Annotated in this window: 9 protein-coding genes; 4 read left to right on the forward strand and 5 right to left on the reverse strand. The window is 42.8% G+C overall.

Going from position 1 to position 13,780, the window contains the following annotated elements; all coding sequences use genetic code 11:
- Window positions 1-63: 63 nt before the first annotated feature.
- Window positions 64-1,086 (forward strand): ferrochelatase, encoded by a 1,023-nt coding sequence (hemH, locus tag AN213_RS15790; protein WP_054563236.1) that lies wholly within the window; start codon window positions 64-66, stop codon window positions 1,084-1,086.
- 60 nt (window positions 1,087-1,146) lie between these two features.
- Here the strand turns inward: hemH and AN213_RS15795 are convergent, their stop codons facing one another.
- Window positions 1,147-2,295 (reverse strand): benzoate/H(+) symporter BenE family transporter, encoded by a 1,149-nt coding sequence (locus tag AN213_RS15795; protein WP_055199088.1) that lies wholly within the window; start codon window positions 2,293-2,295, stop codon window positions 1,147-1,149.
- Between the two features lie 450 nt (window positions 2,296-2,745).
- On the opposite strand from AN213_RS15795, the gene AN213_RS15800 reads away from it, so the two are divergent.
- Window positions 2,746-3,282 carry a hypothetical protein gene (locus tag AN213_RS15800; protein ID WP_055199089.1) on the forward strand — a complete coding sequence of 179 codons (537 nt, stop codon included), beginning with the start codon at window positions 2,746-2,748 and terminating at the stop codon, window positions 3,280-3,282.
- A gap of 527 nt (window positions 3,283-3,809) precedes the next feature.
- On the opposite strand, the gene AN213_RS15805 is transcribed toward AN213_RS15800, so the two are convergent.
- Genes AN213_RS15805 through AN213_RS15820 form a run of 4 tightly spaced genes read right to left on the reverse strand, consistent with a single transcriptional unit; the run spans window position 3,810 to window position 10,529 of the window.
- The gene (locus AN213_RS15805) at window positions 3,810-5,003 is read right to left on the reverse strand and encodes an alkaline phosphatase family protein (protein ID WP_055199090.1); all 1,194 of its coding nucleotides are present in this window, start codon (window positions 5,001-5,003) and stop codon (window positions 3,810-3,812) included.
- Window positions 5,004-5,015: 12 nt separating this feature from the next.
- Window positions 5,016-6,773 carry a hypothetical protein gene (locus AN213_RS15810; protein ID WP_055199091.1) on the reverse strand — a complete coding sequence of 586 codons (1,758 nt, stop codon included), beginning with the start codon at window positions 6,771-6,773 and terminating at the stop codon, window positions 5,016-5,018.
- Between the two features lie 17 nt (window positions 6,774-6,790).
- Window positions 6,791-9,106, reverse strand: coding sequence for a carboxypeptidase-like regulatory domain-containing protein (locus AN213_RS15815; protein ID WP_055199092.1), 2,316 nt, complete (start codon window positions 9,104-9,106; stop codon window positions 6,791-6,793).
- 10 nt (window positions 9,107-9,116) lie between these two features.
- Window positions 9,117-10,529, reverse strand: coding sequence for a glycerophosphodiester phosphodiesterase family protein (locus AN213_RS15820; protein ID WP_055199093.1), 1,413 nt, complete (start codon window positions 10,527-10,529; stop codon window positions 9,117-9,119).
- A gap of 218 nt (window positions 10,530-10,747) precedes the next feature.
- Between AN213_RS15820 and dgt the strand changes: the two genes are divergently transcribed.
- Both dgt and AN213_RS20220 read left to right on the forward strand, forming a co-directional pair.
- Window positions 10,748-12,205, forward strand: a complete 1,458-nt coding sequence (gene dgt, locus AN213_RS15825; RefSeq protein ID WP_054563229.1) for a dGTPase — start codon at window positions 10,748-10,750, stop codon at window positions 12,203-12,205.
- 109 nt (window positions 12,206-12,314) lie between these two features.
- The coding region (locus AN213_RS20220; RefSeq protein ID WP_055199094.1) for a hypothetical protein at window positions 12,315-13,780 on the forward strand (1,466 nt) is incomplete at its 3' end.

Consider the following 13,780-nt stretch of genomic DNA (forward strand, 5'->3'; position numbering starts at 1 on the left):
CATAGTCAGCTTACTTCGTTACAATGAGATTTATATTACGATTACTTCATATAGGAGCACTCAGTGTCGCGATTTTCCGCCATTACCGATAAGCCTCATGACGGCCGATTCAACAAAAAAACGGGCATTTTACTGACTAACTTAGGGAGCCCAGACGCCCCTACTACCGCGGCACTTAGAACTTATTTACGCGAGTTTTTATCGGACCCTCGAATTGTCGAGATCCCACGATTCATTTGGATGATCATCCTTTATTGCTTTGTACTTACGTTACGCCCAAAACGCTCAGCAGCACTTTATAGAAGCATCTGGACTGAAAACGGCTCACCGCTCACGCATATTACCCGCGAGCAAAGCAAAAAATTGGCAGCCCTTTTAAAAGACAAAGGACACCACGACACCGAAGTGGTTATGGCCATGCGCTATGGTAACCCTTCAATTGAAGCAGGCCTTGAAGAGCTGCGCGAAAAAGGCATCACTCGTGTGATTGTGCTGCCAATGTACCCGCAATATTCAAGCACTACTATTGGCTCAACGTTTGATGCTGTATCGAATGTTCTTCGTAAGTGGCGTTGGGTGCCAGAGCTACACTTTATTAATGGTTATCACGACAATCCGACTTACATTGATGCCCTAGCTGCTAGCATTAGCGAAGATCTAAATGCCCATGGCACGCCGCAAAAGTTGGTGTTTTCATACCATGGTACACCGAAACTATTTTTAGAAAACGGCGACCCTTACTATTGTTTTTGTATGCAAACCACACGTTTAGTGGCAGAGAAACTTGGCTTTGAGAAAGACTTTGCTGTAACAACTTTCCAAAGCCGTTTTGGTAAAGCTGAATGGTTGAAGCCATACACAGACGCAACCCTTGAAAGCTACCCTGCTGAAGGTATTAAAGACGTTGCAATTTTAAGCCCTGCATTTAGTGCCGACTGTTTAGAAACGTTAGAAGAACTCGAAGGCGAAAACCGCGAAAACTTTGAACACGCAGGCGGTGAAAAGTACCGCTACATTCCTGCATTGAATACCCGCGATGACCATATCAATGCGATGTTTGAAGTGATAAAACCATTACTTAAATAACGAAAGGCCCTAGTTATTATATACAGTAACTAGGGCCTTTTTTAATATAGAAACCTGACATTAATCTTTACGTGTCATAACCAAAGTCACCGTGCCAGCAACAATCCCCCAAAACGCAGATCCGACCGAGAATAAGGTTAGGTTAGAGGCTGTAACCAAAAAGGTCACGATAGCGGCTTCGGTATAATACGCCTCAGTTAATGCTTGCTGTAAACTACTAGCAATAGTGGCAAATAGCGCAATACCCGCCAATGCCAAAATCAATGCCTGTGGCAAACTTGCTACCAAACCGACCAAGGTTGCCGCAAGGAGCGCCATAATAATGTAAAACACACCACCAGCAATGCTTGCCCAATAACGTTTGCTTGGGTCTTTATCTGCCTCAGGGCTCATACAAATGGCAGCGGTAATGGCCGCTAGGTTAATGGCATAACCACCAAATGGTGCAATAAATACATTTAAAAGACCGGTTACATTTAACGCTGCCGATACAGGGGCTTTGTATTGATGCGCCTTTAAAACAGCAATACCCGGTAAGTTTTGCGACGTCATGGTCACAATAAATAGCGGCAAACCAACACTTATCATGGCGTTTAAGTCAAACTCAGGCGCAATATAAGCAAACTCGCTCATTTTCCACTGCCAGCTAGAGGTATCAATTTGCCCAGTCACACCTGCTATTAAAAAGCCCGCCACAACCACTGCAAGCATAGCAAAGCGTGGAAAATAGCGCTTTCCACATAAATAAACAGCCACCATTAAACCAATCACTAAAGGCAGTTCATTCATAAAGTTGAACACATCAATACCAAAATTCACCAGCACGCCTGCAAGCATGGCACAGGCCAATTGGCTTGGAATTTTGTTCATCATTTTTTCGAACACACCGGTAATTCCAGACAAAAAAACCAGCGCCGCCGAGAACATAAACGCACCAACAGCTTGGTTTAAGCTATACCCTTGGGCGCTTGAAATAAGGAGTGCCGCTCCGGTTGTTGACCACGCAATAAGAATGGGTACTTTGTAGTAAAAAGACAACGCAATCGAGCTGACGCCCATCGCAAGACCAAGCATTAATACCCAGCTGGCAACTAAATCAGGTGTGCCACCTAACACCATAACAACCTGATAAATAAGCGCGATTGAACTGGTAAAGCCAATAATAACGGCCACTAAACCCGCGGTTGCTCGACTGATGAGCTGACTCATGTACACACACTCCTTGGCAATTAAAAATCTACCATATCCTATGATTTGCCAGATGGCACTGTACACTTTTGTAGTATTTTAAGATTTATTTACTATACAGATGACACAAAAAAGGCGTGTTATAAACACGCCTTTAAAAAGTTTAAACGGACTCTAAGCAAGGTTCTTTAGCTACTTCAATATTTAACGTCCTATTTCATAGGTCTCTTGCTTTAACAAGCCTTGGCTATCTTTATAAATGATCCACCCGCGCATGGTCGGTACCTCTAGTCTTGGAGTTTCGGTGACAAAAAAACGCGGATTATGCTCAGCATTCAGAGCCGAGTAAAACAAATTAATTTTATCGACACGATAATAAAAACCACTACTTAGTGATTAACTATTGACCGAGTTGTTAACTTGAGGTAAAAACCAACAATGAGTTAACATAAAAACCCGTAAGAGAAACATGTGAACAGGACGCTTGCATTAATCTTCATTCTGCCACTTACAGCATTTGCACTGAATGAGTGGCATATTCAAAGTGATGGTTTTAAAACAAAACCAAGCACACAGCAGTTTGTTGCCTCTTACAAAGCAGAAGCCGACCAAATAGCCCCACAACCCATTGTGAATTTAACTGCGCCGCTTAATCAGCTATCTAATCATGCGCACGATTACCTATATAAACAAGGCCGTTTGCCTGACCAATTAGCAAACACCGCATTCAGCGAATTTGATTTAGACACCCTAAAAACCCTACAACCCGGCGATCACTTTATTTTAGTGATCGACGAATACCTAAGTTACACCGTCGAAATTAGTAACATCATCGAAGCCAGCAATGGCGATAGAAGTGTATTTGGCAAGGTCAATGATCATGCCAAAGCAGGCCATCAAGCCGTGATGACCCTCACAGAAAACACCCTACAAGGCCAATTTGATGCCGGTAATCAAAGCTACAAGTTTCAAAGCCATGGTGAATACGGGTGGGTAACGAAGTTGTAGGTAACGAGGTACGAGTTGCTAGTTTCAAGGGTAAAGGGGAAAGTTAGCGAGTTTCGAGATACGAGATGCGAGATGCGAGGGTAAAGTTACGAGGTGCGGGATAGGAGTCTGTAGCAGCGATTTTACATCGCGCCCAAGAACCAAAATCCTAGCACCAATTGCTTCCCTGTAGGACTGGCTTTAGCCGGGAATGGTTTGAGTAAGTGACGAGATACGAGGTGCGAGATAGGAGTCTGTAGCAGCCATTTTACATCGCGTCCTAGAGCCTAGTACCTAGCGCCCAGCTCCTAGAACCGAATGTCTTAATCCGTAGGCGTGAAACTTGTTTCGCGCGTCTGAAAGCTGACCGCTCTCATTTATGTTTGATTCTATTCGGCACTAAAGTACCTCCTACAAGTGAAATCAAACTCGTAGCAGCGATTTTACATCGCGTCCTAGCGCCTAGCGCATAGAGCCTAATACCCAGCTCCTTTCCCCTTTCTAACTTTACTCTTTCCCCTAGAGCCTTTCCCCTCACCAACTCACACCTACTCCTCAATCGCGGGCCATAAACTTGCGCCGTCGCTGTCGATTGGGCTTAAAATCTCAAGGCCTAGAATTTTGGCGATCAGCGGGTACACATCTAAATTACTTACTTTGTCTAAACGTAGGCCTTGTTTAAAGGCGGGGCCGGTGGCGATAAAGGTTGCGGCCATATCTTCGCTGTAAGCGTAACCATGAGTGCCTAAATAACCGGCCATTTTACTGTCGGTAAACACTCTAGGTGCGTCGGTTTGTAAAATAATATCGCCAACGCGCGGGCCTTTATCGTAGTGATAATCACGCTTTTGCTGCTCGCTTAGCACGATATAGCGACCATCAGCGGCTTGAGCAAGCTTTTTACTGAACTCCTTAATGTCTGCTTTGCTATCTGGTTTTGCATAATATAAAACCCGAGGGCCGGTGTTTTGCACGATGAAGTTGTCGTCTTGCGGCAAGCTATCAATTTTAATACTAAGGCTTGGATCTACAGACGCCATACCGTGATCAGACACAATCACTAAGTTAATGTTTTCATCAAGCGCTTTTAAACGGCTCGATAAATCAGCCATTAAACTATCGAGCTTTTGCACTGCGTCATAAGTTTCTTTAGCATCAGGGCCAAACTCGTGCCCCATGCTATCGACCAACGAAAAATAACTTACCACTAAACGTGGGCGCTGTGCTTTTGGCAAACTCAACCACTGAATAATTTGATCAACACGCTTTTGGTAATCACTGTGTTTTGAATAATGATAAAAGTAATCAGGTAGCATGCCGTTAAAGCGCGCATCTGATTCAGGCCAAAAATAGGTGGCGGCTTTTAAGCCCTGCATTTGCGCTAGGTTCCAAAGCGGAATACCATTTACCCAAGTGCTGTCGTCTTTCCCTTTACCCATTTTGTAGCAGTCGTTACGCTCAGTATCACAAAAGCGGTTCTCGACAATGCCATGATTAACAGGCAATAAACCGGTAATAATCGACAAATGATTCGGGAAGGTTTTGGTCGGATAAACAGGGCGCATTTTGTTTGCTCTCACGCCCTGTTCACTGATTGCTTTTAAGTGCTTTGCATGGTGTTTTTCAATGTAATCCCAGCGAAATCCATCTATCGAAATAAGTACCACAGATTGCTCTTGCTCCGCTTTTACAAGAGAGCTGAACGCTAATAAACCCGCTAAAACTAATTGCCAAATACGCATGCGTAACCCTTTTTAGTTCAATTTGTTAATTTGCTCAGAAACTTTACCAAACTGTTTTGAAAATTTTGTGATCATGCTTTCTAGCTTTTTCACACTACGTTTTAAACGTGAGCCGTTTATTTGGCTATAAATAAAGCCCCAAACGCCTGTAACCACACTTAACACAATAAACACAGCAACCGGTAGGCCATCTAAGTGCTCAACCACTTGCGGGTAATCATTGAGTAAATCAATGCCAACATCTGGCACAAGTGTATTTACTAATGGATAAAAATCTTGCGCATCAAAGTACCAAGCTAACCCTATTGATGTAAGACCAAGTAGTACCATACGGTTAAAGCCATGCACCATACCAAAACTGCGTACTGATGAGTTGTCATAAGTAATGTCTTTACTCACATTAACGGCATACTCTCGGTAATACTTATAATAACGTTTTGTGTCTACACTGCTGTAGGCGTAATACACCCAATCACCAATATCAACAGAGCCCAGTAAATCTTCACCCGCTTTAAAAATAAACGGCTCACCCGATGCGGTTTCGAGCATGATTTCACCTTTTAAGGTGGTGCTACGATTACGATAAACTTCAACGCGCTCTTTTACGTCACTACCTACATACGTGCCACCTCGATACGTCGTTGTGGTTTCTGTCGTGGTCACTGTTTGGCGGGTTTCATTAGCATGTGCGCTTTGCTCTTTTTCTAGTACTTTGCCAAGCACAGCACGATGACGAATAGTGCCTTTTTCGTTACGTGCCCAAACATTTTTATGCACGTAATCGTTTTCATACGCAAGACTATATTCATCCATAATGGCATGCTCAAGCTCAGCAATACTGGTCGGTTTAGTTATGCTCGACTCTAACGCTTTTTGAATGCTAATGGCTTGCTCATCATCTTTTGCAAGTGATTGTTCTTTTTCAGCAATCGCTTCAACGTGTTGCTTAGCGCCACAGCAATAACAATGCGCAGCATCTTGGCTAATACGCTGCTGGCAAGAGATACAAATAACATCTGACTTACTTGGCGTTCTTGCCAGCATGTTATAACCCAATTGATTTAGGGTGGTCGATAGCATCACATCTGTTGCAGCTAAAATCGCATCATACTTTGCTTCTTGTTTGGCTTTAGCTTTTTTATGGTAGTTGTGCTCTGCCATAAATACCCCGATAGCAACTGGCAATGACGCAAGTAGCGCAGGTAAAAACTCAAGCTTTGCAGCAAACAACATGATTAAGAATGTAATAACACTTAGCACCAGCCACAAAATGGTTCCGCCAGTGTAGTTTCGGCTAATGGTTTTGTCCCAGCTGCGATATTGTTGATCGGCAAAATGCACAATCACAACTGGCATAAAGCGGTCATTTTTAACTACCCGCCTAGCATTGCCATCAGCAATGCGATAATTAAGCGTTAACGGTGTTTCTTGAAATGCGGTGATTACATTGCCCTTTTGTAGGTTAGCAATCACATCTTTTTCTGCATCAACACTAAACTCATGAATAATGCCATCTTTGTCTTCAACTTCTAGCCACCAATAACCGTACAGCATGTTGTCGTTATTGGTTTTATAACGACGCTTATAGTAAAACATTGATTTCACAACGCCTGTGACCGTACTCGCTTGTGGCGCATAGTTTTTCACATCAACCAGCAAGTCAGGGCTGAGTTCTTCAACCGTGTGCATTTGTCTTTTTTGCTCAAGAGCTTCTCCACAATCACAACAGTGAAGATCGGTGGCATATACCGTATTTTGGCAATGTTGCATTTTCATTCCTTGCTTAATTATTTGCTTAAATCAATGGTTAATGTTTGTTCGCCAGCATCTACTTGGTGCCAACGTCGATACGTTTTATACCCAGGCGCCGACACTTGAATATCATAAGCGCCAGTTTTTAAAGTCATGCCGGGGCGATATTTAGGGCCGATATTCATAATGCGAATAGTGGCGTTCGCCGGATTTGTAATAACGGTAAGTTTGGTTTTTTGCTCAACCAGATATTGCCTACGCTGTTGCTGCTCAGCACTTAAACTGGCATCGCCATGGCGCAAAATATCAACCTTGGCTAAAGCATGGCTCAGCGGGCTAAAGTTCTCGTAAATATGCAGTTTTTCTTCAAACTTTAAACCAAGAGGATGCAGCAGAGGCTGGGCATGCAAAGTCCAACGAATAGCATAACTAAACACCGGATTACTCGACTCATCGACCTTGTCTAAAAAGTAGTTAACAGGGCTTTGGTCATCTTCGGTGAAGTTGTTATGCACAAACATTACTGGCACTATCAAAATCAGCGCTGGCATAATCAGCTTTTGCAAAACAGATACAGCAGTGGTTGGTTGCTTTTCTTGCTTAGGTTTAATCAATTGCCATAGTTTTAACGGCAGCTTGCTAAAGGTTAAGCAAATCAAAAACAGTGATAGCGACATCGAAATAGGCGGAATAATCACTGAACGCAATGCTTGCTTCCCGTACTCGGCATACTCACCACCATCAGCAAATTTACCCTCAGAGCTATTAAGCATGGCTAGGTATTTATCGGTGCGTTTTGCAATGTTTGGATCAAGCACCTTGTCTTTAAAGTTCTTTTTATTCCAATCGGCACGAATGTTTTTTACGTATAAATCACCCATTCTATCGGCAATTTTTGCTTGAATTTGTGGGTGTAGCTGAAACGCAACCCAGCTTAAGTTTGGCTTTAAACTCATGCCGCGTTTACGCATTTCGCTTTGCCATTGTGCATTGGCTTCACTTGTAACCTTATTGGCTACAGCATTAGCAAATGCTTGGCGTTGATTCACATTCCAGTTGCTTTCAAGCTGTAACCCTTTGCTGGCAAAATGTGATCTAAGCTTCTTTTGCGTTGTTTCGTGAGCACGAAACGCCATTAAGTTTTCAATCGTAAATGGGTAGCCCGTTTCACTCACAAACATCTTATGAAAATTTGGATGTTGTAAAAAACGCAGCTGGTAATGATCTGGGTCATCGGTGTATTTGTAGCGCTTATCTTTAAAGCCGCCATCACCACCGGTTGCTAAACTAGCAGCTTGTAATGCGGTATAAACACCACCAGTAAGCACCCCCATTAAAATAGTGCCTGCGGCATTTTCAGCAACCGAAACATCTTCTTCAATAAGCCAGTAATCAGGCTCTATGTAGCCAATACCGGCTTTTAAAATATTACTTCGGTAATCTGCTGCTTCGCGTTCATAACAACGATTTCGGCGGTCTTTTTCGCTGCTTTTGTCATAACGCTCACGGCATTTTGCAATGCTGTGGTGGTAATCATAAATCTTCGGGCCATACTTTTGTGCACGCGCTGACGCTTTTGCGATATGGGCTTTTTGCGCTTGTTGGTACTTGTTCCAGCCGCTATTGATCTCTTGTTCAACTTGCTGCCAATAACCTTGCTCGCGCTCGCCTATACTTGCCAAAGTGCTGTTGTACTTTTTACTACCATCAGCATAGGCTTTGTATTTAACCACCAGCTCATCATATAACTGGCTGTAGTTTTTATAATGTTTATCAAAATCTTGATACGCTTTTTTCTGTACAAACGCAGCAATAATCTTTCGCTTATCTTGTTCTAGGTTGTCTGAAAGGGCGGCATCGCTATACAGTAAGCCACCAAACAGCGCCAAAAAGGTCAGGTTTTCTGAGCTATGTAATTGCTCAGGGTTGTAATCAAGGTCGTTCACTTTAATCGAGTTAATCGCCAGCGCGTCTCTAAGTGCTGCACTGTAGGTAGCAAACTGGCGCTGCTCTGCGGTTGAAGGCTCAATTAAGGTTTTTTCAATGGCATATTTTTGGCCAAAAAACACCACCGGCCAAACTAAGCATAATAAAGCGATAAACGAGATAATCCCGCGGCCCACTTTGGCAACCATAGCTTTTGGTAAAAAGTCAGCTAACAGCAGTGCAACACCCACCCCAGATACAGCTCGGCCATAAATTTCGAGGTGTTCAAGGTCTTCTGCCGAAGGGGTACCTAAACCGACTAAAGAGACTAACTGGGCATTAAAAATTGCCTCAGGTAATAAATATAAAGTAGCTAAAACAAGTAGCAAACAGCGCCACCAAAACGGCTTTATTAAATCAGTCATAGTTTTATTCTTATTGTTTTTTACGCAGTTCTAGTTCAACAGCAGGATCTGTTTCTAGGCTAAAATCTTCATCGGCTTGGCGAGTCCCAATTTCTAAATTAGGTGCTGAAGGAGTCGATGTTACTTTGGGAATATAAGTTTGTGCCTGAGTTGATTTAAGCGTGCCGCCGACCGCTGGGTAAAGCTGATTCCCTTTATAAGCATACAGCTCATCAAGGCGCTCTAAATCAAGGTCTGTGGGCATGCTGGCAATCAACTTAGCGTCTGCTTCATCGCTAAAATACGGCTGCATTTTTGGTAACTCAAACACAGAACAAAAGCCATAAACGGTATCGTCCATAATCACAGAGTCAGGGCGAAGAGAACGTGACTGCGCTAATAGGCTGCGCTCATGATAGTCGTGGCCGTTAATAGAATAAGTGGCAATCATAATACCGCGCGCTTTAGCAACCGGCTTTAAGCGTGCTGCACTTTGCTTGTAATGACGAATATCAAGCACATAACCAAAGTTACGTTTTAGCTGTTTTGCTAATCTATCGAGCTTAACTGGGCTGTCGTAACGTTTTTCACGATGATAGCGATTACCCAGAGCTTGTAAGCTCTCAAGCTCTTCTTTGTTGCGCTCGTAAATTGGGTCGCTACCAGCGCCGCGTTTTAGGTCACTTGCTAACTTATTCATAGAGGCTTTTGCCGGTGACTGAATAAATGCCAAGTAAATATCTGGGTTAATATCGCGCATACGAGTCAGGTTGCGCATTTCTAAACTGCTGAAAAAGTAGTTACCACCGCCAACAAATTCATATGCTAAATAATCAAGCATTTTTAAATCGTTAACTGAGGCCTTTGATTTTATTTCAATATTCAGTTTTTGATGAGGCTTACGGTAGCGCGCAAATGTGGCAGCAAGCTCTCTAAATGAAGGTGGCATATCATCGGTAAGTAACCCGGTATCTTGGTTACGATGACGTAAATAGCCCCACTCTTTTTTATAGCTCATCGACTCAATTTTGCGGCGCTTATTGTCAACTGTGCCGGTTTCCCGACCTGTACGGGCATCATGATGCACAACCCACACATCGTCACGGGTAATTCGCACATCAATCTCAACAACGTCAAAATTGTTGTCGATGGCATCAATTACCGCGTTAAGCGAGTTTTCTGCATAACGAATTGAGCCACGGTGGCTCTGCAAATTAAAGTTACTGCATTGCCTAGCAGAGGCGTAGTTGATATTACCAAGTTGGCTTTCATAAAAACCTCGTGCATACAGTGCACCCTGCTTGGCCTTAATTGCATTTTTTTCGGCCACCGTTAAGGTGCTTTCAGCGCTTGGCTCTGGGGTGCTTTTACAAGCCGTTAAACCAATACAACACAGGAAAATACTGGCTAGGAGCCATGGTTTTTGAGACAGAGTTTGCATCATTGCTTTATAGCCAAAAGGCTTTCCTTTTTAATACAAGATAATGAAGAAGTGCGTAAAACTGAATAATATATGAATAAAGGCCACGATTTAAAGTAATAACTTTAATAAAAATGAATATTTTAATTTAAGATACAAGCTGTTAGATTTAATTTAATAAATAGCAAAATGTTGCTAACAAAACCCAAAAGCCCGATTTTACCGCTTTGTGGGAATGAAAAATGATCGATTTTGGTAAAAAAATTACTCCAGCGCGCGAAATGCGTTCTACCAATAATTTACACACGGCGCTTGAAAGTGATCGGGGCCGCATTATTAACAGTGCAGCAATTCGCCGTTTGCAGCAAAAAACCCAAGTTTTTCCACTCGAACGTAATGCTGCAGTGCGCTCAAGGCTTACCCACTCGCTTGAAGTACAACAAGTGGGTAGGTTTATTGTGCAAACCATTTTTAATAAGCTCAGTGATGCAAAACAAAAAGAATATGGCTTAGCTGGGCTTGAGCGCCCGCTAGAAAGCCTAGTAGAAATGGCGTGCCTAATGCACGACATAGGCAACCCGCCGTTTGGTCACTTTGGCGAAGCAGCCATCAACCAATGGTTTGATAAACACTTAGACGCACTGACTCCTGAGCGCTGTAAAGGCATTGGTATTAGTGTGATCTTTAAACACCTTGCCCAAGACATAAAAAGTTTTGAAGGTAATGCTCAAGGAATTCGCATAATTCATTCATTACTTTCTCTAAACTTAACCTACAGCCAAAGTGCCGGAATTTTAAAATATACACGCCCGGCCAGCATGGCGAAAATAGACAGCCCGCAAGATAAAAACTACTTGATGAAAAAAGTGGGTTACTACTTCAGCGAAAAGCCGTTTATTGAAGCGCTGCAAACTGAACTCGAAATTGAGCAATACTGCCGTCATCCTGCTAGCTACATTATGGAAGCAGCTGACGATATATCGTATTGTTTGGCCGATATTGAAGATGCCGTAGAAAAAGGCATTATTAGTGTTGAGTCGCTTTGCGAAAAGTTAAAAGAGCAATACACCCGCACACTCACGAACCTAACCATAGACGATACCAAACACAGCGACTTTGCCGAAAAAGCCATTGATTATGCGTTAAGTAAAGCACAAGAGCAGCCGTACAATTTTAATAGCGAATTTTTTATCTACCTGCGCGTGACCTTGCTACACCCATTAGTAAGCTACGCAGCAGAGCGGTTTATTAATAATATTGAAGCCATTTACCACGGTGATTTTAATCAGGCTTTATTAGAAGATCGAAGTCACTTGCATGCCGTCACGCTCACTTTAAAACAAGTGGCATTAAAGCATGTATTTTGCCACAAAGAAGTAGAGCGTTTAGAGCTACAGGGTTACCGTATAATTAGCGGTTTACTTGACTGCTATAAACCTTTACTAGCCCTTGATGCTGATGCTTTTAAACGCGTGTTAAAAGGCGACCAAAACTACTTAATTGAAACTCGACTTGTTAAAAAACTATCTAATAAACATTTAAATAGCTACCAAAAAGCCATTGATGCCCTAAAAGCCGAACCGGATCATTTTGCCGCTTACGAGTTCTATTATCGCTGCCGCTTAATTCAAGATTACATAAGCGGAATGACTGACCAATTTGCTTACGACGAATACCGTGCGCTCATGGTAATTGATTAACCACTACGAATACGCTTAATTTGTTAACCAAATGTGGATAAATTACTCGTCTCAGCTTAGAATTAATTAACTGTTAGGTCATCGACTAAACCTTACTGGTCCAGAACTTATGCCAATTATAAAAACAACTTTTCTCTTATTACTCCTAAGCTTAAGCTTTACGAGTAAAGCGCAGTACAACGAAGCCATGTGTATTTTGTTAAAACAGCAAATGCATGAGTACCGCTTTAACACCAGCAATAAAAACTATCGCTCAGCTGCCAGAAACTATGAGAAAAACTGCAAAAATCCAACGCCAGTAAACAATGCAGCTGCTTTCGAAAAACTAGAACAACAAACGAAAGAAACAGCCCCAGTTAATTCAACTGCAGCGGCTAACCCTAGGGTGCACTCAGGCGCTATTCAAGCAGAACCTGAAGAAACTACGGCACCTATTGCAGAGCAAACCGTTGAACCTATCGAACAGCAAATGCCAGCAATTGAGCCAGAAGTTCAAGAACCAGAGCTTTCCGAACAAACAAGTGCCTCAGCAGAACAAACCGAAATACCAGCAAAAGTTGACCGTATTACGATTTCTGATGCTCCTGAAGAACCTGTAGTAGAATCAACTACTAGCTCTGCTATTCAAGATCAAGCCGCTGAAGTGAAAACCCAAAGTGCTGAGACTGCAACGGCTGAAAAACCAGCTGAACCTGAAGTAAAAGCAGAACCGGCACCAAAACCTGCGCCAACACCTGCACCTATGCCAGAACCTATTCCTGCAAACAGCGATAGCTCTTCAAGCTCATTATTAATGCCAAGCTTAATTGTGTTGTTGGTATTACTTGTTGCAGGCTTAGTGATTGTGCGTATTCGTCAAAGCAAAAAAGCAGACGCCGATTCAGAACTTGAACAAAGCTTAATGCAAGCTAAAGCCCTTAAAGCAGCTGCAGAAGCACAAGCAGCTGCTGAAAAAGAAGCTGAAGAACTCAAAGAAGCAACAGCCGCAGTGCTGGCTGAAGAACAAGAGCACCCTCATGAAGACAGCTACCCGCTTGCCAACGATACATTTACAGCAACCGAAACAGATAATAATGACGAGCTTTCTGAGCTTATGCACTTTAGTGCTCAGCGTGATAAAGAAGAACAAGAGTCTGAAACTTCACCTGAACAACCACCAGCAGAAGACTTTGCTGATGCCCATCAATTCGAAGATCTTGAACTTGGTTACGACGAGAAAAACGTAAGTGACGCTGATGACGACTTTTTGGATGAGCAGCGCGGCCTAGAGCAAGAGCTAAAATTAGCAAGCCTAGAAGATTCATCGTATAGCCTCAACGAGGAAGCTGAGCCGCAAGCTGATGACGTTCAGCAAGACGAGCCTGAAACACAACCTGAATCAGAAGAACCGAGTTATACTGCTTCGTCATCATTTGGTTTTGACGAGTACACAAACAAAGAGCCAATTAAAGACGAGCCTCTTACACCTGAGCCATTTGCAGATACTGATAACAATGAACCAGAGAAGCCTGAATTAGAAGAGCCAAGCTTTACGAGTTCGTCATCGTTTGGCTTTGATGAATACTCAACTAAAGA

This window comes from Pseudoalteromonas sp. P1-8 (genome assembly GCF_001399985.1).
Lineage (GTDB): Bacteria > Pseudomonadota > Gammaproteobacteria > Enterobacterales > Alteromonadaceae > Pseudoalteromonas.